Below are 18990 nucleotides of genomic sequence, written 5' to 3' on the forward strand. Positions count from 1 at the left end.
TTAGCAAAGAAGATAATGACGAAAAAGGGATAGCAGATAATCTCTCACATGAATTATTGCCTTTTTGTTTATGCTTTCTTTTAGCTCGCTTTCTATTGTGATGTAAGAGATTCCACTTGGAGTAGCTTATGCGATTTGGACTGGAATTGGTTTAGGTGGGATTGTCATTGTTGGAATAATCTTTTTTAAAGAAAGTAAAAAGCTAAGCAAACTTTTTTTCTAAGCCTAATTTTAGGCTCAACAATCGCACTTAAACTTATAGGATAAATAAAGTTTAGAATCTTTTTTCTAGCCTTTGGTTTTGGATTTTAGCCACTACCAAAGGAATAAAATCAAAACTTTGTATTAAAAAAATTTTAAAATCAATTTACACAAAATAATAACCCAAATAAAAACTGCCAAACAAATACTAAAAAATACAGCACAAGAGGCACAATCTTTAGCAATTTTTGCTTGCTTATGGAATTTATCTGTAATTAAATCTATACAAGATTCTATTGCAGAGTTGATACACTCAACAATCAAAATGACAAACAAAACTGCTACAAGCGCGATATGTTCTATCATGGAAACAGGAAGAAAAAAAGAAAGTATAAAAGCAGGGATTATTACACACAATTCTATCCTAAAAGAAGATTCCATCTTTAGCATATAATAGATTCCACTAAAAGCATATTTTGTATTATTTAAAAAATTGTATTTTGGCTTCATTGCTTTATTTCCTTGATAAAATCTTTTAGTCTTTATTAGAATCTTAAAAATTATAACAATCTATTAGCAAATTTTATAAAGTCTTTTATAAATCTATTAGATTCTACACATACAAAGATATTGTATCTAGCTATATTAAACAAGATGATAATAAATCTAATTAGCCAATATTGTGATATAATGGCAAGATAAGATTCTCTCATAAGCTAATTCATACATTAATCACTTTAAGGATTCCAGATATGCAGAAAAAATCACAAATAAAAGGCTTTGCTAAAATCAAGCTAGTTATCATCCTAGCCACACTCTCAAGTATAGCCCCACTCTCTACTGATATGTATTTACCTGCTTTATCAAATATTGAAAATAGTTTTAAAACAACACCTTTTCTAATACAGCTAAGCCTCACTAGCTTTTTTGTTGCTTTTGCTTGTGGGCAGTTACTTTATGGACCTCTTAGTGATATTTTTGGACGTAAAAAACCTGTATTAATAGGATTATTAATTTTCCTTAGTTCAAGCCTTGGATGTATGCTAGTTGATAATATTCATAGCTTTATTATCCTAAGATTCTTTGAAGCGTTAGGTGGTTGTGCTGGTGTGGTAATTGCAAGGGCAATTATTAATGATACATTTGAGTTTAAAGAAGCTGCTGGAATCTTTGCTTTAATGATGGTTTGCAGTTCGCTTGCCCCTATGCTTTCCCCTACTTTTGGAGGAATCGTGCTAAAATATTTTTCTTGGCATCATATATTTAGCGCATTATTTTTACTTGGTATTGTTATATTTTTGATGGTATTGTTTGGCATGAAAGAAAGTATGCCAAAACAAAATAAAAAATTCTCTCAAAAAGAGATTATTGATGGTTATAAAGCCGTGCTAAGCGATAAAGCATTTTTAGTTTATAGCTTTGTTGCTGGATTTGCTCTATCTGCTATGTTTGCTTATATTACAGGTTCAAGCTTTGTTTTTACAAAGATTTTTGGACTAAATGAGCAAGAATATGGCATATTATTTGGGATAAATTCTCTTGGCTTTTCTACTTGTGCATATTTTAGTGCTAGATTGGTTAGAAAAATCAACCCAGAAAAAATATTAGCAGTTTCACTTTTTATGAATCTTATTGCTATGTCAATCTTGCTTATTGATTCTTTTTTAGAACCAAATTTTTGGTTTTTTGAAATCTCTTTATTTATAAGCTTATCTATGCTGGGCTTTATTGCACCAAATACTACTACTTTAGCGATGGCAAGATTCAAAGATCATTCAGGAACAGCATCTGCTTTGCTTGGATTTGTGCAATTTGCTTTGGCTGGATTTATCTCTTTTGTGGTAGGTGCAATAGATGCAAACACGCCTTTAATCTTAGCAATTGTGATGAGTGGTTGCGTTATCGTGGCAAATGCCTTATATTTTGGATTCAAAAAATAATAAATCCAAAACTTTTTTTAAATCTTAGTAAATATACTTTGTTTAAGATATAGATTAAAAAAGAAAGTCGTTAAAACATTCTAAATTACATTTCTATATCATAGAGATAGCCTATAGCCTCAACAAGCTTTAATGCAATACTTCGCATAAATGATAAGTCATTTAACATAGAAGTGCCTTGTGAAATGCTTATTGATTTTTGTGATATGAGCAAATCAATCTTGTTTAATATATCAAGGTCATCATAATCAAATGATTTTTTAAATTTTACAATCTTCTTCAAAGCTAATGAATTATCATCAAAAGATGCAATTCTTAATTCCTCTATACTTCTTAGCAAATATGCCATCATGGAGCGCATATTGTCATATTCATTACTTAAAGGCTGGTGTGGATGTAATGAGTATTTTTGTAGATTTTTTTGAATAAGACGCATATGCTTTGTGGCTTCTAGGATATTTTTTGCTGCAATTTGCAATCTAAAGACTTCTTTTATCTGTTTTTCATCACTTATATAAGCTTTTGCTTTTGTTGTAAATTCCATAATTGCATTAGATAATAATTTTATTTTCTCTTCATACAAAGTATCAATATCAATATCATCTTTTAACATAGTCTTATCTTGTATCAATTTTTCTATTGGTTCAAATGAGCGAATCTGCCCTCTGTCAAATCCTATACTATGCACAATTATGCTTAATGCATTGTCATATAAATGCTTTGTTTCATTTTTTATGGCATCAATAGAGGCATTTGCATAGTTTATCTTGGAATTATCTAAATAAATAGGATTATTTATAGAATCTTGCGTTCTTTTAGAAATAAATTTTGTCAAATAATAAACAAATTTTGATAAAACTGGGAGCATTAAAGCTATGCCAATAATATTAAATAAAGTATGGAATATAGCAAGTTTAAAACTCAAATTTACAATACCAAATAATGAAGCAATAATTTCTACAAGCCATATAATTTGATTTGAAAAAAATACCGCAACAAGTGCCGTAGTTAGGTTAAAGAGTATATGTGCTACAGCCAATCTCTTACCATCAATGCTTGCATTAAGAGCCCCAAGTCCTGTTGTGATACTACTTCCTAGTTGAGCACCGATTGTTAAAGCCATAGCATTATCAAGTGTTATTTGATTTACACTTAGTGCTGCAATAATCAAGACTAAGCTTGCATGAGTTGATTGCATAATAAGTGTTGCAAGAAGTCCAATAAATGTAAAAATAGCCATTCCTTTTAAGCCATCAACACTATATTTGCTAAAGTCAAATGTATTTGAATAAGCATCAAAGCCAAGTTTGATATATGCAATACCTAAAAAAATAAATCCTATTCCAGCAAGAACATATCCTGCACCTTTTATCTTTTTTGTTTTTTGGAATAAAAAAATAACACCAAATGCGATAATTGGTAAAGCAAAGGCAGAAATATTAGCTTTATTGCCAATACTTGCAATGATCCATGCACCCGTGCTATTTCCTAGATTTGAGCCAAATATAATGCCAATACCCTGTAATAATGAAATAATTCCAGCAGAAACAAATGAAATTGAAAATAATGATATAAGTGTGCTTGATTGCATAACTGTTGTAGATATAGCACCAAATAATATACTATTAAATGTATTGCTAGTAACTTTTTTCATCATAGTTTCCAAAAAGCCATCACTAAGCATTTTAAAGCCATCTTCCATGATAAACATACCAAATAAAAAGATAGCTACACCAGAGACAATTTCTATGCTACTTTGGAATTTATAAAATATAAAACACAATACAACAACAGATATTGGGATCAATATCTTATTCACTATAAGCCCTTTTTACCTATTTTATTAACTCTCAACCCAAGTTTGAATTTTTTTATATAGTTGAGCCTTAAATCTATCTATTGCTAGATTAATATCTTTAGAATCTACATCAATTGAAGTGCTAAAAATTATATTATTGCTACAATCTTTAATATTTGAATAAAACTTTATACCAACTGAACTAATAGTGCGTGTGATGTTATATCTATTCTCTATGTAATATATTTTAGAATCTTTGCTTTGTATATCAAAAAATTTATTATATTCATTAAGTAAAGATGCCTCTATCAATGAATAATCATCACCTTTTCCACCTTGGACAAATGAAGCATAATAAGCTGTTGGTTGATTTTGCAATACTTGATTTACAGAATCAATTAATGCTTGATTTGATACAACACCACCTAATGCTTTTATTTGCTTGCTATATAAATCAATCTTTGACATAAATAAAGAAAGATTATGCTTATGTTTTGGTGATAAAGTCCTGCACATAGAAGATTTAATAGAATTTAAAATATTATTAATATCAGTTACATAAAAATTAATATTTGAATTAAGTTTTGAGATAATTATATCTTTTTTTATCCTTGCTTGGACGAAAAATACCTTATCTATCTCTTCAACTAACGGATATTCTAAGCTATCTAGCTCTATATCTCCTACATTAACACCAATATTGCTATTTATTACATTAGAAAGATTCTCATTTTTTTGCTCTTTTGATATATTAATATCAGATTCTATACTTAGTGATATTTGAGAAGCTATATCATTGAGTGCTTCAAACTTTGCATCTTGTAGATTATTTGATGACCCAACTCCATATAAATAGCTAGAATCTTTATTGGTTGATAAATACCAGCTAGGATATTGTGTAACACTACTACAAGATATAATAAAAAAACTAAAGAATACTAAAGCCTTTATTAAATTCATAGTTTAGAAACCATTGCTTAATGCTTTATTAAGTGCATCTAAAAACTTATCTTTTTGAACCGGCATATTGTTGTCTTTTGAGATATTTTGTATTATGCTTTTTTGAATCTTATCTGACAGTGTTTCATCTTGCTCAACTAATACATAAATTTGCTTTCCATCTGGTGAAATCCAAGTATCCATTTGCTTTGAGCCAACTAGACTTTGAGATACAATTTGTCTTGTGATTTGCTCGCTATATTTCTCAACAATAGAATCATATGCATTATTTCCTACAGATTGACTAACTGCACTGCTTACTAATCCTTCGACTTTAGTTGAAATCATTCTAGATAGCTCATCTCTAGCCATAGCTAAAGCTTCATTTCTTGCAAATTGTAATCCTGCTTTAGTAATATCTGCCGAACCAATAGCACTAAGACCTTCTCTACCACCATTTAAAATCCAAGATGGTGCATCTAATAAATTATTTGCCTTTAGTGCTGCTTCTGTTATGCTACTTGCACCCTCACCAAGTCCATATTTTGATGAACAACCCGCAATAATCATCATAAACCCTAAAATAAATGATACTTTCTTTAGTGAAATCATTTTCATAATATATCCTTATTTTTGAAATTTAAAATTATACTTTGTTAAATATTAAAATGCCACATAGTTTTACCATGCAACACTTTTATTGCTACCTAACTTTATGATATTTACCTCATCATCCCACAAAACAAGACCGCTTTTTAAATCAACTAATGTTAATAAAAAATAATAATCTATTCTTTGCTCTGATGAAGATACTCTTGCGTTTTTTTGCACAATCCTTCCAGATAATGACAACTCTGGAGCTATTAACTCACCTTGCTCTATTGTAGTGTATTGATTAAACTCTGCATTATCCCTAGCTTCTCTTGATATATCAATCATGGGATCTTTGCTAGATCCATTACTACTAAGTGCTAATGTCAAAATAAATTTTCCACTATTTCGCAAATCTCGTGTTATTTTCCTAGTTAATTGCTCTGTATTAATCATCTGCATTGTATCATTTAACACATCAGATATTACAAGCACCTTTGGCTTACTTGAATCTAATCTTTTTGCATATCCACTAGATAATAACGATTTTACACTTTGTTCTGCTGCATTTGCTATATCATGATAATCAAGACCTGTGGTTGTATATTCTTTAGATTGATCCAATTCTATATATTGTGTTTTTGTATGACAACCAACAAATATAATACAAATTAGTGTAAAAAGATACTTCATTTAACCTCCTATGCTATGAGTTAAAATGCTAATTATACCATTTTGCATAACTCTAATATAAACAATATTATCCCTATTTAAACACAATTCTTTACAATCATTATCAAGCATAAAACTATATAACATTTTTCTATCACCAAATAGTTTAAATACTTGTTCTTTATTTTCTACTCTAATTGCCAAGAATCTAAGTGGCAAGATTCTAGAATTTCTAATATCAGCATTTGCGCTAATCGAGCTAAAGAGCATTCCGCCTATACTGCCAATTAGACCAAGATTTTTATTTAAGATTGATTGTAAATAAGCTTTGTATGTTGATGAAATTAATGATGTTATGATAATATATGGTATTTCTATACTAAATTCATTTGAAACCATAGATTCTATATTTAATAATTCAAAGCTATTGATAGAATCTTTAGAATCTAAGCTTATATAATATTTATAATGAAAGATTTTCCCAGAATCTAACTTAGGTAAAGCAATATTAAAATATATAATATCATCTGGCAAAAATAATGGCACATTAAGACGCATTTCATATTTTTTTGGACTTTGTCCATCCTCTATAAATATCCAAGTATATTTTTTTGTATCTATATTTTCCTTTCTGTTATTTAATAACAAAATATCATCTAAGATTCTGCTTTCTCCACTGACTGCATAAGATTCTTTTAATAAATCATTTGCTTTATTAAAATCATTTTGCAATAAAAAAAAGATTCCTGATACATAGCTTACCATTGGATTTATATATCCATCATATGCTTTAAATCTATCTAGATTCTTGTATTGTGCGTTGTATATAGAATCCATAGATTGAAGCGTCTTTATATCGTTAATATTTTCCATATTGCTATTGTTTATTGTATCTTGAATCTGATTTATTCTACTAGCAAAAAACTCTTTTGACCTTCTTTGTCTATCATTTGCACGATTAAACTCAACTCTAGATGATGCATAATCTTTAAGCATCATAAAATTCAATGCTTTATAATAATTAATAAATGTAGCTTCATATAAATTACCATAATATTTAAACATACCATTGCTAACTAATACCGATATAATAGTTTTAAATGCGTTTTGAAATACATTTTCTTGTGAATTAATCTCAAAATAAACTTCTGCCATATTAAAGCTATCAATACTATTTTGAAAATCACCCATTTGAAATCCAAGGATTCCACTCTGCAGCGCCCAAAGAAAATCATCTTTAACATATTTTTGTGAATAATTATAAGAATCTGCTAGATTGTTATTTTGATAATATAATGTATCTAGTTTTTCTATATCGCCCATAGAGGCACATGCATTGAAAAAAATACAAATAAAAACAATAAAAATACAATCTAAATATTTAAAACCCATAGTAAATAAATTACCTTAATAAAATATCAATCTTTAAATTATTTTTGATAGAATATAAAACAAATTATAAACTAAAAATTATTGAATTGGATATTAAAACAATCTATACAAAACTTTAAAATTTAGGAAAAAATAATGAAAGTTTTATTGCTAAAAGAAGTAAAATCATTAGGAAAAGCTGGCGATATATGCGAAGTAAAAGATGGATATGGTAAAAATTTTTTAATAGCAAAAGGAATGGCTCAAGTCGCAACAAATGAAACTATCAATAGATACAAAAAAGAAGAAAAAATAAAAAAAGAAAAAGAAGCTGCATTGATAGAAGAATTAAAACAATTAGCAGATAAATTAAAAAGTCTAACACTTGTATTAACTAGAAAAACTGGTGCTAATGGCTCTTTGTATGGAGCAATCACAAAAGAAGAAATAGCACAAGCTTTTAAAGAATCCCATAATATAGATATCGATAAAAAAGCACTTGATTTAAAAACTCCAATAAAAAGCACTGGAATATATGAGATTGATTTAAAGCTAGGATTTGGTTTGCATGCAATATGTAAAGTCGATATTCAAGCACAATAATTTTTAAAAGGTAGGATAAATTATGTTTGAAGCTACGACTATACTTGCATACAAAGGAAAAAATAAAGCCGTAATTGGTGGAGATGGGCAAGTTACATTTGGAAATTGCATATTAAAAGGTAATGCTACAAAAATTAGATCATTATATGATGGAAAAATACTAAGTGGATTTGCAGGAAGCACCGCTGATGCTTTTAGTCTATTTGATATGTTTGAGAAGATTCTAGAAAATAAAAGGGGCGATCTTGAACGTTCTGTGATAGACTTTAGCAAAGAATGGAGAAAAGATAAATATTTAAGAAAACTAGAAGCAATGATGATTGTCTTAAATAAAACAAATATATATATCTTAAGTGGCTCTGGTGATGTAGTAGAGCCAGAAGATGGGAAAATCGCTGCAATTGGAAGTGGTGGAAATTATGCTTTATCTGCGGCAAGAGCGCTTGATAGGAATATTGAAAATATCGATGAGAGAATCTTAGTAGAACAATCTTTAAAAATTGCAGGGGAGCTTTGCATTTATACAAATACAAATATCAAATTATTGGAGATAAACTAAAATATGACTGATAATAAAACACCAAAAGAAATAGTTGAATATCTTGATGAATACATCATAGGTCAAGATAAAGCAAAAAAGGCTATTGCGATTGCATTAAGAAATAGATATAGAAGGATGCAACTACCAAAAGATATACAAGAAGAAATAGTGCCAAAAAATATACTAATGATAGGAAATACCGGAGTTGGTAAAACAGAAATAAGCAGAAGAATGGCAAAAATACTAGGACTTCCTTTTATCAAAGTTGAAGCCTCAAAATATACAGAAGTTGGATTTGTTGGAAGAGATGTAGAATCTATGGTAAGAGATTTAGTAAATGCATCAATGAACTTGGTAAAAAATGAATATAGAGATAAAAATACAGATAAAATAGATTCATATATTATTGATAAGATTGTAAAAAGCATCATTCCACCACTTCCAAATACTGCAAATGAAACAAAAAAAGAAGAATACAAAATATCATTTGATAAAATGACAAAAAAAGTAAAAGATGGTTCTGTTGATCACTTAGAAGTTGAGATAGAAATCATAGAAGCACCGCTAAATCCACTGCCTCTACCAAATATTGGAATTATTGAATTACTTCCAAAACAACAAAAAACAAAAAAAATAAAAACAAGCGTAAAAGAAGCCAAAGAATTGCTAAAAAATGAAGCAATAGAAAATATAACAAATATTGATGAAATAAAAACAGAAGCACTAAAAAGGGCTGAAGAAAGTGGAATAATTTTTATCGATGAGATCGATAAAACTGCAACAGATCAAAATCAAAGCAAACAGAATCCAAACAAAGAAGGTGTGCAAAGAGATTTGCTTCCTATTGTAGAAGGAAGTATTGTTGAGACGAAATATGGCTCTATTAAAACTGATTATATTTTATTTATTGCAGCAGGAGCATTTGCATTTAGCAAACCTAGTGATTTGATACCTGAATTGCAAGGTAGATTCCCAATTAGAGTTGAATTAGATAGCTTAAGTGAAGAAGATTTATACAAGATTCTAATACAAACAAAAAATTCTATCATCAAGCAATATAAATTATTGCTTGAGACTGAAGGAATAAAGCTTGAATTTAGTGATGATGCACTAAGGGCAATTGCAAAATTTGCATTTCTTGCAAATGAAAAAACAGAAGATATTGGAGCAAGGAGACTTCATACAATAGTTGAAAAAGTATTAGAAGATATTAGCTTTGATGCTCCAAATATAGATGATAAAAATATAAATATCACACAAAAAGAAATTGAAGAAAAATTAAATTCAATCATACAAAATGCTGATACAACAAGATATATTTTATAATAAGGTTATCTTATAGTGACTAAAGCTGGTTTTGTATCTATTATTGGAAGACCTAATTCTGGTAAAAGTACATTATTAAATACATTAATCAACGAGCAAATAGCGCTTGTCTCTCATAAGATTAATGCAACAAGAAAGCGAATGAATATAATAGTAATGCGCAATGATGCACAGATTATATTTGTTGATACACCTGGCTTACATAATAAAGAAAAAATACTCAATCAATTCATGCTACAAGAATCTCTAAAAGCAATAGATGATTGTGATTTGATTATATTTCTAGCACCAATAACAGATAATCTTGATTATTACAAAAATTTTTTAGAATTAAGCAAAGGTAAAAAACATCTACTAATTTTAAGTAAAATAGACTCTCTAAATAAAGAAAAGATTCTTGAAAAAATCACACAATATCAAGAATATAAAGATAAATATCTAGCATTAATACCAATTTCTAGCAAAAAAAATATAAATCTAGAATCCCTACTTGATGAAATCACACAATACTTACCAAAATCCCCTTATCTATACGATACAGAGATTATAAGCACACAGAATCTAAAAGAAATCTATAAAGAAAAGATAAGAGAAGCATTATTTGATAATCTTAATAAAGAGATTCCATATCAAAGCGATGTAATAATAAAAAAAATCTATGAAGATGAGATATGTGATAGAATCTATGCTGATATCATAGTAGAAAAAGATAGTCAAAAAATTATTGTTATTGGAAATAAAGGAATAGGAATAAAAAATATAGGAATAAATGCTAGAAAAAAAATAGAGCAATTTAGTGGTAAAAAATTGTTTTTAAAACTTGAAGTCGTAGTAAAAAAAGGCTGGAGTAAAAATAAAAAAAGTTTAAAAGAATTAGGATATAATTTTTAAAATTATAAAATATATAACAAATCTTACTAAAAATAAAAGGAAAACTTTGTTTAAACTTCTAATTACTATTTTATTAGTTACTGCAAGTCATGCTTTGGTTATAAATAATCCTGATAGAGAAATGTATGATATTATCAGCAAATATCGTAATGAAGGGCTAAATAATATAAAAGCTACTTTGGAGAGTTATCTTATTGATAAAAAATACTGGGATATTGTCGTAGAATCAAAAGATACAAAATATGGATATTATGAAAGCATAAAATATGTTTTTATGGCTTCAAAAGAAGATAATAATCTATTATTATTTGAGATTCAAAACAATAAACTATCACAAATTGGAAATAGCAATGCAATTTTTGGAGCAAATAAAGGGGATAAATTAAAAGAAGGTGATTTAGCCACTCCTATTGGTGTATATGATTTGACAAAAAAATTACAAAATCTAGATCAATATTATGGGCCTTTAGCATTTGTTACTTCATATCCAAACTTATATGATAAGTTAAATAAAAAGACTGGATATGGTATATGGATACATGGACTTCCACTAAATGGCGATAGAAGCGAACAAAATACAAAAGGCTGCATTGCAATAGAAAATAATATATTGCTTCAATATGAAAAGGTTATAGATTATAAAGATTCTGTGCTTATAACGAGTAATAAACCTATTAAAGAAGTATCAAAAGATACCTTTGCAAATATTCTTCAATCTCTTTTTGTATGGAGAGATGCATGGATAAATAATGATTTAAATTTATATCTTTCATTTTATGATGAAAGTTTTGTAAGATTTGATGGTATGAAAATAAATGAATTTAAAGCTTTTAAAAAACGTATATTTGATAAAGATGAAAAGAAAAATATAACATTTACAAATATCAATATTATTCCATATCCAAATAATGATGGCAAAGAGATATTTAGAATAACATTCTTAGAAGACTATAGAGCTGATAGTGGATATACATTTAGAGGAATAAAAGAGCTGTATATAATCATAAAAGATAAAAAAATAAGTATCATTGTAGAAAAATAGATTCTACAATGTATAAGCAATCTTTTATAAATTTTAAATATTTTATTTTAATTTCTTAAATATAAACATTCTATTTTACCTCCCCCACCCACTATTTATCAAGCTTGATGAACAGTATAACTTACAATTTTAATAATTTAAGCTATAAAAAACTTATGAACTTAAAGTTTATTATTTAATTAACAAGATAGTCATATCTTTAGAATATAAATATTATAAAGACAAATCTTGACTATGGAGTATAGATAATTTATAGATGACTTTGAAATAAATATTTGCATTAAAAAGATATATAATATTTCAAGATTAATAGATATTTTATATATGATAAATAATAGAATCTAAATAGTATTTTACTACTTAGATTCTATAAAGTTTTTTTATTTACTATCATTGACACTAATTTTGTCTTTAATTTTATTAAATAGCTTATCTCCAATTCCATTTACTTTTTTCAAATCCTCAACAGAATTAAATTTATTATTTGCTCTATATTTGATAATTTCATCAGCCTTCTTAGATCCTATACCATCTAATGTCATCAATTCTTTTTTATCAGCAGTGTTGATATTAACCCCAGCAAATAAAAATGATATACAAAATATTAAGGATAAAATAATTCTATACATACAACAACTCCTAAAAAATAAAATAGAAGCCCATTATAACAATTTAATTATATAAATGAAATAAATATTTGAAGTTTTATATAAGAAATATTCTCTACCCCTGCATCAACCTACATTCCCACACCTGAAAGGTGCAGTATTATCAGCGAATAGAGGCTTAACTGCCAGGTTCGGGATGGTATCTGGGTGTAGCCCTCTCTCTATAGACACAAGGAAAAGAGAAAATAAAAAATATCATAATAAATATTCTTTACTTTCTCTTTTTTTAAAGTTAATAGCCAAAATATAGACTGAATAAGGCAGTGCCAAAATCAAAATACAAAAATAAGCCAAACGGTCTATTAGTAGTAGTCAGCTAAACATATTACTATGCTTACACATCTACCCTATCAAGCAGCTAGTCTTGCTGCGACCTTCAGGGAAAATTAATCTTGGAGTTGGCTTCCCGCTTAGATGCTTTCAGCGGTTATCACATCCATGCGTAGCTACCCAGCGATGCTCTTGGCAGAACAACTGGTACACTAGTGGCATGTCCATCCCGGTCCTCTCGTACTAAGGACAGCTCTCCTCAACTTTCCTACGCCCACGGCAGATAGGGACCGAACTGTCTCGCGACGTTCTGAACCCAGCTCGCGTACCGCTTTAAATGGCGAACAGCCATACCCTTGGGACCTGCTCCAGCCCCAGGATGCGATGAGCCGACATCGAGGTGCCAAACCTCCCCGTCGATGTGAGCTCTTGGGGGAGATCAGCCTGTTATCCCCGGGGTACCTTTTATCCTTTGAGCGATGGCCCTTCCACACAGAACCACCGGATCACTATGACCGACTTTCGTCTCTGCTTGACTTGTATGTCTTACAGTTAAGCTGGCTTATACCATTACACTCAACTTGCGATTTCCAACCGCAATGAGCCAACCTTTGTAAGCCTCCGTTACTTTTTAGGAGGCGACCGCCCCAGTCAAACTACCCACCAGGCATTGTCCTGCTTGAGGATAACTCAAGCCAGTTAGCAAACAGAAATATTAAGGGTGGTATCTCAAGGATGACTCCATCTTCACCAGAGTAAAGATATCAAAGTCTCCCACCTATCCTGCGCATAATATTCCCATCTGCAGTACCAAGCTATAGTAAAGGTCCACGGGGTCTTTCCGTCTTGCCGCGGGTAGGAGGAATTTTCACCTCCACTACAATTTCACTGAATCTCTCTTTGAGACAGCTCCCATCTCGTTACGCCATTCATGCAGGTCGGTATTTAACCGACAAGGAATTTCGCTACCTTAGGACCGTTATAGTTACGGCCGCCGTTTACTCGGGCTTCAATTCAAAGCTTCACATTGCTGCTAACTAATCCTCTTAACCTTCGAGCACCGGGCAGGCGTCACACCTTATACTTCCTCTTACGAGTTTGCAAAGTGCTGTGTTTTTGGTAAACAGTCGGGAGGGACTCTTTGCTGAGACCTAAATATTAGGCACACCTTATTGCGAACTTACGGTGCTAGTTTGCAGAGTTCCTTAAAGAGAGTTCTTTCACGCGCCTTAGAATACTCATCTCATCCACCTGTGTCGGTTTACGGTACGGGCAACCACTGTTAAACTTAGAGGCTTTTCTTGGCACGACGGCATCAGCGATACTCCTCTTGGTCCGAAGACCGCAAGAAGCTCATAGAGTTTCAAATACAAGGGTGGATTTACCTGTCCCTCAATCTACGCTCTTAAATTAGCACTTCCATCCGCTAACATCGCTTAGCCCTATGCGTCCCCCCATCGCACACAATGGTTGGTATAGGAATATTAACCTATTTTCCATCGACTACCCCTTTCGGACTTATCTTAGGACCCGACTAACCCTACGATGACGAGCATCGCGTAGGAAACCTCGGATTTACGGCGAATATGATTCTCACATATTTTATCGCTACTCATTCCTGCATGCTCACTTCGCATCGCTCCAGCACTCCTTACCGGTATACCTTCAACGCAATACGAACGCTCTTCTACCACTGTGCATCAGCACAATCTACGAATTCGGTGTCTATCTTAGCCCCGTTATATTTTCAGCGCATAATCACTAGACCAGTGAGCTGTTACGCTTTCTTTAAAGGATGGCTGCTTCTAAGCCAACCTCCTGGTTGTCTAAGTAACTACACATCTTTTTCCACTTAGAATAGAACTTTGGGACCTTATTCGGTAGTCTGGGTTGTTCCCCTTTTGACGATTGATTTTATCACCCACCGCCTGACTCCCAAGATACGGTAATAGGTATTTGCAGTTTGACAGGGGTTGGTACCGCGGTGAGCAGCCCTAGCCCAATCAGAGCTCTACCCCCTATTACTATCACTTGAGGCTATACCTAAATATATTTCGAAGAGAACCAGCTATCACTAAGTTTGTTTGGCCTTTCACCCCTATCCACAGCTCATCCCAACCCGTTTCAATGGGTACGAGTTCAGTCCTCCACGAGCTATTATACTCGCTTCAACTTGGCCATGGATAGATCACTTAGCTTCGGGTCTGCAGCACCTGACTAAACGCCCTTTCAGACTCGCTTTCGCTACGGCTTCGCGTTTGCTTAACCTTGCCAGATACCACAACTCGCAGGATCATTATGCAAAAGGCAGTCCGTCACCCTGATAAATCATAGGGCTCCGAATGATTGTAAATAAATGGTTTCAGGTTCTATTTCACTCCGTTCACCACGGTTCTTTTCACCTTTCCCTCACGGTACTGGTTCGCTATCGGTAAGTCAGTAGTATTTAGGGTTGGAGAGTGGTCTCCCCTGCTTCAGTCCGGATTACACGTGTCCTGACCTACTCTGGATACTACTACCTAAAAATAACCTTTCGCATACGGGACTATCACCCTGTATCGTATACATTTCCATGTATTTCTGCTAGATTATTTTAATGGATATTGTAGTCCACAACCCCGAATGCAAGCATTCGGTTTGCCCTCTTCCCCGTTCGCTCACCGCTACTAAGAGAATCTCTATTGATTTCTTTTCCTCTAGGTACTGAGATGTTTCACTTCCCTAGGTTTGCTCCTTATTAGGTAACTAATATTGCTATTAGTTGGGTTTCCCCATTCGGAAATCTATGGATCAAAGCTTCTTGACAACTCCCCATAGCTTATCGCAGTCTAGTACGTCCTTCATCGCCTCTGACTTCCAAGGCATCCACCATTTACTCTTTAAAGCTTATAATATATGTATTCTAATTTGCACTGCCTTATTCAATCTAAAATATAAATTAAATAAAACATTATTGTAGTCTCATTATATTGGCTATTAACATTAAATTTTAAAATAACTTTTAGATTTTATATAAAATCTAAATATATGACTTAATAAATAAATCATATATTTAAACTTTATTAATACCCAAATGGTGGAGAATAGCGGGGTCGAACCGCTGACCTCCTGCGTGCAAAGCAGGCGCTCTCCCAACTGAGCTAATTCCCCTTTATGGTGGGCTTAGGAGGACTTGAACCTCCGACCTCACCCTTATCAGGGGTGCGCTCTAACCACCTGAGCTATAAGCCCCTAAATATAGGCAATAAGTAATCTCTGACAACTAAGCAAGCTAACATAAAATATAATAAATATAAATTAGACAAATGAATGCTAATTCGTATCTCTAGAAAGGAGGTGATCCAACCGCAGGTTCACCTACGGTTACCTTGTTACGACTTAACCCCAGTCGCTGCACCCACCGTAGACGGTAGCCAATTTAGCATCCCGGCTTAAGGCGAATACAACTCCCATGGTTTGACGGGCGGTGAGTACAAGACCCGGGAACGTATTCACCGCAACATAGCTGATTTGCGATTACTAGCGATTCCAGCTTCATGTAGTCGAGTTGCAGACTACAATCCGAACTGAGAGATGTTTTAGAGATTTGCTCCATCTCGCGATATTGCTTCTCGTTGTACACCCCATTGTAGCACGTGTGTAGCCCTAGGCGTAAGGGCCATGATGACTTGACGTCGTCCTCACCTTCCTCCTTCTTACGAAGGCAGTCTCCTTAGAGTGCTCAGCCAAACTGCTAGCAACTAAGGACGAGGGTTGCGCTCGTTGCGGGACTTAACCCAACATCTCACGACACGAGCTGACGACAGCCGTGCAGCACCTGTTTTCAAGCTCCACAAAAGTGGCACTCCACTATCTCTAGCAGATTCTATCAATGTCAAGCCTAGGTAAGGTTCTTCGCGTATCTTCGAATTAAACCACATGCTCCACCGCTTGTGCGGGTCCCCGTCTATTCCTTTGAGTTTTAATCTTGCGACCGTACTCCCCAGGCGGAATGCTTAATGCGTTAGCTGCATTACTGCCCTGACAAGCAGGGCAACAACTAGCATTCATCGTTTAGGGCATGGACTACCAGGGTATCTAATCCTGTTTGCTCCCCATGCTTTCGCGCATTAGCGTCAGTAATGTTCCAGTAAGTCGCCTTCGCAATGAGTATTCCTCTTGATCTCTACGGATTTTACCCCTACACCAAGAATTCCACCTACCTCTCCCATACTCTAGAATAATAGTTTCAAATGCAGTTCTATGGTTAAGCCATAGGATTTCACATCTGACTTATTATCCCGCCTACGCGCTCTTTACGCCCAGTGATTCCGAGTAACGCTTGCACCCTCCGTATTACCGCGGCTGCTGGCACGGAGTTAGCCGGTGCTTATTCGTTAGATACCGTCATAATCTTCTCTAACAAAAGGAGTTTACAATCCTAAAACCTTCATCCTCCACGCGGCGTTGCTGCTTCAGGGTTTCCCCCATTGAGCAATATTCCCTACTGCTGCCTCCCGTAGGAGTCTGGACCGTGTCTCAGTTCCAGTGTGTCCGTTCACCCTCTCAGGCCGGATACCCGTCATAGCCTTGGTGAGCCATTACCTCACCAACAAGCTGATAGGACATAGGCCAATCCTTTAGCGAAAAACTTTCCCCCGTAGGGAGTATCCAGTATTAATCACCGTTTCCAGTGGCTATTCCAGACTAAAGGGTATGTTACCTATGCATTACTCACCCGTGCGCCACTAATCCACTTCTAGCAAGCTAAAAGCTTCATCGTTCGACTTGCATGTATTAGGCACGCCGCCAGCGTTCACTCTGAGCCAGGATCAAACTCTCCGTAAAAATGAAAGTAAAATCCATAATTTAGCTCAATTAAAAATCAAAATATACTATATAAATAATATACAAGTATATAGACAAGTTGTATCTTAAAATAAGACTAAACTATTTTAAATTTAAAAATTAAAATAAATTAAAATAAATTATGTTAGTTTTGTCTTGCTTAGTTGTCAAAGATCACTACCTAAATAATGATTTAAAATATCAAGGATATTAATAAATTAAAAAATAAAATAGAACGCTCTCAATTTCTAAAAAGCAAAATTAACTAAGAACTGCATATAAGGCATATTTCAAAGCTTTTTGCCTCTTTTCTGTAAAAGAGAAATGAAATAATACATTCCGTTTCTTTAAACTATGCTTAAAGAAAATATAATTTTGAAAAAAATATTATTTATCCAAATTTATTATGATTTAATATAGATATAGTTATGTCAAAAACATGCCAAAATACAAGGTGGTGTTTATATTTTTTCAATTAGTATTTTTTATTTTTTTGAAAATATTATAATGATTTTAGGTAATATCATGATATTTTTAACTAAATTTTATCAATTTAAATAAAAGGCAGTTGTCAAAATGCATTTTAAATATGATAACAAAGAAACTCAATATTTAAAAAGCAAATGCAAAAAACTTGCTCTAATTATTGATGAAATCGGACATATTAATAGAACTATTGATAAAGATCTATTTTCAGCAGTTATTCACCATATTATAGGACAGCAGATTTCAACAAAAGCACAGAAGACAATTTGGCAAAGAATTGAAGATGATTTAAAAGTTGTCAATACGGATACTATATTAAAAGCATGGATTAAAAAACTGCAATCTTTTGGTATGACTTTTAAAAAAGCTGAATACATAATAGATTTTGCAAATAAAATTAAAAACGATGAATTTGATTTGGAAGCAATATGGCAAAAAACTGATGAAGATGTAATTAAAGAATTATCAGCTTTAAAAGGTATCGGGGTTTGGACTGCTGAAATGATTTTACTTTTTTGTATGGAACGAAAAAATGTATTTAGTTATGGTGATTTAGCGATTCAAAGAGGAATAAGGATGGTTTATCATCACAAAAAAATCACTAAATCTCTTTTTGAAAAATACAAAAAAAGATTCTCCCCCTATTATTCTGTTGCAAGTCTATATTTTTGGGCAGTTGCAGGTGGTGTAATAGATGGGATGAGAGATTATGCACCAATAAAACAAACTAAAGTAAAAAAAGATAGACAAGAAATAAAAATTGCAGGTAATAAAAAATGATAAAAGTTGGATTTTATTTTAGGATTAAATTAACAAAAAATAGC

The 18990-nt window shown here is 32.3% G+C and carries 15 protein-coding genes, 2 tRNA genes and 3 rRNA genes; 8 read left to right on the plus strand and 12 right to left on the minus strand.

Annotated elements, in window-relative coordinates:
• The first annotated feature begins 160 nt into the window (after window positions 1-160).
• Window positions 161-223, plus strand: a complete 63-nt coding sequence (locus tag CQA42_RS08460) for a hypothetical protein (protein WP_258865589.1) — start codon at window positions 161-163, stop codon at window positions 221-223.
• A 122-nt stretch (window positions 224-345) separates the two neighbouring features.
• Here the strand turns inward: CQA42_RS08460 and CQA42_RS05040 are convergent, their stop codons facing one another.
• Window positions 346-711: a diacylglycerol kinase gene (locus CQA42_RS05040; RefSeq protein WP_115583608.1), complete on the minus strand. Its 366-nt coding sequence runs from the start codon at window positions 709-711 to the stop codon at window positions 346-348.
• Window positions 712-953: 242 nt separating this feature from the next.
• Here CQA42_RS05040 and CQA42_RS05045 point away from each other — a divergent pair, with 242 nt between their 5' ends.
• Window positions 954-2141, plus strand: coding sequence for a multidrug effflux MFS transporter (locus tag CQA42_RS05045; RefSeq protein ID WP_115583609.1), 1188 nt, complete (start codon window positions 954-956; stop codon window positions 2139-2141).
• Window positions 2142-2226: 85 nt separating this feature from the next.
• Here the strand turns inward: CQA42_RS05045 and CQA42_RS05050 are convergent, their stop codons facing one another.
• The 5 genes from CQA42_RS05050 to CQA42_RS05070 form a co-directional block, all read right to left on the minus strand.
• Window positions 2227-3960: a Na/Pi cotransporter family protein gene (locus CQA42_RS05050; protein ID WP_115583610.1), complete on the minus strand. Its 1734-nt coding sequence runs from the start codon at window positions 3958-3960 to the stop codon at window positions 2227-2229.
• Window positions 3961-3984: 24 nt separating this feature from the next.
• Window positions 3985-4899, minus strand: coding sequence for an LPP20 family lipoprotein (locus CQA42_RS05055; protein WP_115583611.1), 915 nt, complete (start codon window positions 4897-4899; stop codon window positions 3985-3987).
• 3 nt (window positions 4900-4902) lie between these two features.
• The gene (locus CQA42_RS05060; RefSeq protein WP_115583612.1) at window positions 4903-5496 is read right to left on the minus strand and encodes an LPP20 family lipoprotein; all 594 of its coding nucleotides are present in this window, start codon (window positions 5494-5496) and stop codon (window positions 4903-4905) included.
• A 63-nt stretch (window positions 5497-5559) separates the two neighbouring features.
• Window positions 5560-6162 (minus strand): penicillin-binding protein activator LpoB, encoded by a 603-nt coding sequence (gene lpoB / locus CQA42_RS05065; protein WP_115583613.1) that lies wholly within the window; start codon window positions 6160-6162, stop codon window positions 5560-5562.
• On the minus strand, window positions 6163-7533 hold the full coding sequence (locus tag CQA42_RS05070) for a hypothetical protein (protein ID WP_115583614.1): 1371 nt from the start codon (window positions 7531-7533) through the stop codon (window positions 6163-6165).
• A 135-nt stretch (window positions 7534-7668) separates the two neighbouring features.
• Between CQA42_RS05070 and rplI the strand changes: the two genes are divergently transcribed.
• The 5 genes from rplI (at window position 7669) to CQA42_RS05095 (ending at window position 11915) form a co-directional block, all read left to right on the plus strand.
• Complete coding sequence (gene rplI / locus CQA42_RS05075) at window positions 7669-8115, plus strand: 50S ribosomal protein L9 (RefSeq protein WP_115583615.1); 447 nt, start codon at window positions 7669-7671, stop codon at window positions 8113-8115.
• Between the two features lie 22 nt (window positions 8116-8137).
• Complete coding sequence (gene hslV, locus CQA42_RS05080) at window positions 8138-8674, plus strand: ATP-dependent protease subunit HslV (protein WP_115583616.1); 537 nt, start codon at window positions 8138-8140, stop codon at window positions 8672-8674.
• Window positions 8675-8677: 3 nt separating this feature from the next.
• Complete coding sequence (hslU, locus tag CQA42_RS05085; RefSeq protein ID WP_115583617.1) at window positions 8678-9982, plus strand: HslU--HslV peptidase ATPase subunit; 1305 nt, start codon at window positions 8678-8680, stop codon at window positions 9980-9982.
• Between the two features lie 15 nt (window positions 9983-9997).
• A complete protein-coding gene (gene era, locus CQA42_RS05090; protein ID WP_115583618.1) occupies window positions 9998-10873 on the plus strand; it encodes a GTPase Era in 876 nt (291 codons plus the stop codon).
• Between the two features lie 121 nt (window positions 10874-10994).
• Complete coding sequence (locus CQA42_RS05095) at window positions 10995-11915, plus strand: L,D-transpeptidase family protein (RefSeq protein ID WP_115583907.1); 921 nt, start codon at window positions 10995-10997, stop codon at window positions 11913-11915.
• A gap of 380 nt (window positions 11916-12295) precedes the next feature.
• Here the strand turns inward: CQA42_RS05095 and CQA42_RS05100 are convergent, their stop codons facing one another.
• From CQA42_RS05100 to CQA42_RS05125, 6 genes are all read right to left on the minus strand, one after another.
• Complete coding sequence (locus CQA42_RS05100; RefSeq protein WP_115583619.1) at window positions 12296-12544, minus strand: helix-hairpin-helix domain-containing protein; 249 nt, start codon at window positions 12542-12544, stop codon at window positions 12296-12298.
• A gap of 97 nt (window positions 12545-12641) precedes the next feature.
• Window positions 12642-12758 (minus strand): 5S ribosomal RNA (rrf, locus tag CQA42_RS05105).
• Window positions 12759-12864: 106 nt separating this feature from the next.
• Window positions 12865-15745 (minus strand): 23S ribosomal RNA (locus tag CQA42_RS05110).
• Between the two features lie 182 nt (window positions 15746-15927).
• A tRNA-Ala gene (locus CQA42_RS05115) sits at window positions 15928-16003 on the minus strand.
• 4 nt (window positions 16004-16007) lie between these two features.
• A tRNA-Ile gene (locus CQA42_RS05120) sits at window positions 16008-16084 on the minus strand.
• A gap of 98 nt (window positions 16085-16182) precedes the next feature.
• A 16S ribosomal RNA gene (locus CQA42_RS05125) occupies window positions 16183-17680 on the minus strand.
• Together the 16S, 23S and 5S rRNA genes with 2 tRNA genes alongside form the textbook arrangement of a ribosomal RNA operon.
• 576 nt (window positions 17681-18256) lie before the next feature.
• On the opposite strand from CQA42_RS05125, the gene CQA42_RS05130 reads away from it, so the two are divergent.
• A complete protein-coding gene (locus CQA42_RS05130) occupies window positions 18257-18946 on the plus strand; it encodes a DNA-3-methyladenine glycosylase (protein ID WP_115583620.1) in 690 nt (229 codons plus the stop codon).
• Window positions 18947-18990 lie beyond the last annotated feature (44 nt).

This window comes from Helicobacter sp. MIT 99-5507, from assembly GCF_003364295.1.
Lineage (GTDB): Bacteria > Campylobacterota > Campylobacteria > Campylobacterales > Helicobacteraceae > NHYM01.

Bases quoted from the DNA above. Each gene is read 5' to 3' on its own strand.
- CQA42_RS05095 (WP_115583907.1), top strand. From the start codon at position 10,995: ATGTATGATATTATCAGCAAATATCGTAATGAAGGGCTAAATAATATA.
- CQA42_RS05130 (WP_115583620.1), top strand. From the start codon at position 18,257: ATGCATTTTAAATATGATAACAAAGAAACTCAATATTTAAAAAGCAAA.
- CQA42_RS05055 (WP_115583611.1), bottom strand. From the start codon at position 4,899: ATGAATTTAATAAAGGCTTTAGTATTCTTTAGTTTTTTTATTATATCT.
- hslU (WP_115583617.1), top strand. From the start codon at position 8,678: ATGACTGATAATAAAACACCAAAAGAAATAGTTGAATATCTTGATGAA.
- rplI (WP_115583615.1), top strand. From the start codon at position 7,669: ATGAAAGTTTTATTGCTAAAAGAAGTAAAATCATTAGGAAAAGCTGGC.
- CQA42_RS05100 (WP_115583619.1), bottom strand. From the start codon at position 12,544: ATGTATAGAATTATTTTATCCTTAATATTTTGTATATCATTTTTATTT.
- hslV (WP_115583616.1), top strand. From the start codon at position 8,138: ATGTTTGAAGCTACGACTATACTTGCATACAAAGGAAAAAATAAAGCC.
- CQA42_RS05040 (WP_115583608.1), bottom strand. From the start codon at position 711: ATGAAGCCAAAATACAATTTTTTAAATAATACAAAATATGCTTTTAGT.
- CQA42_RS05070 (WP_115583614.1), bottom strand. From the start codon at position 7,533: ATGGGTTTTAAATATTTAGATTGTATTTTTATTGTTTTTATTTGTATT.
- lpoB (WP_115583613.1), bottom strand. From the start codon at position 6,162: ATGAAGTATCTTTTTACACTAATTTGTATTATATTTGTTGGTTGTCAT.
- CQA42_RS05060 (WP_115583612.1), bottom strand. From the start codon at position 5,496: ATGAAAATGATTTCACTAAAGAAAGTATCATTTATTTTAGGGTTTATG.
- CQA42_RS05045 (WP_115583609.1), top strand. From the start codon at position 954: ATGCAGAAAAAATCACAAATAAAAGGCTTTGCTAAAATCAAGCTAGTT.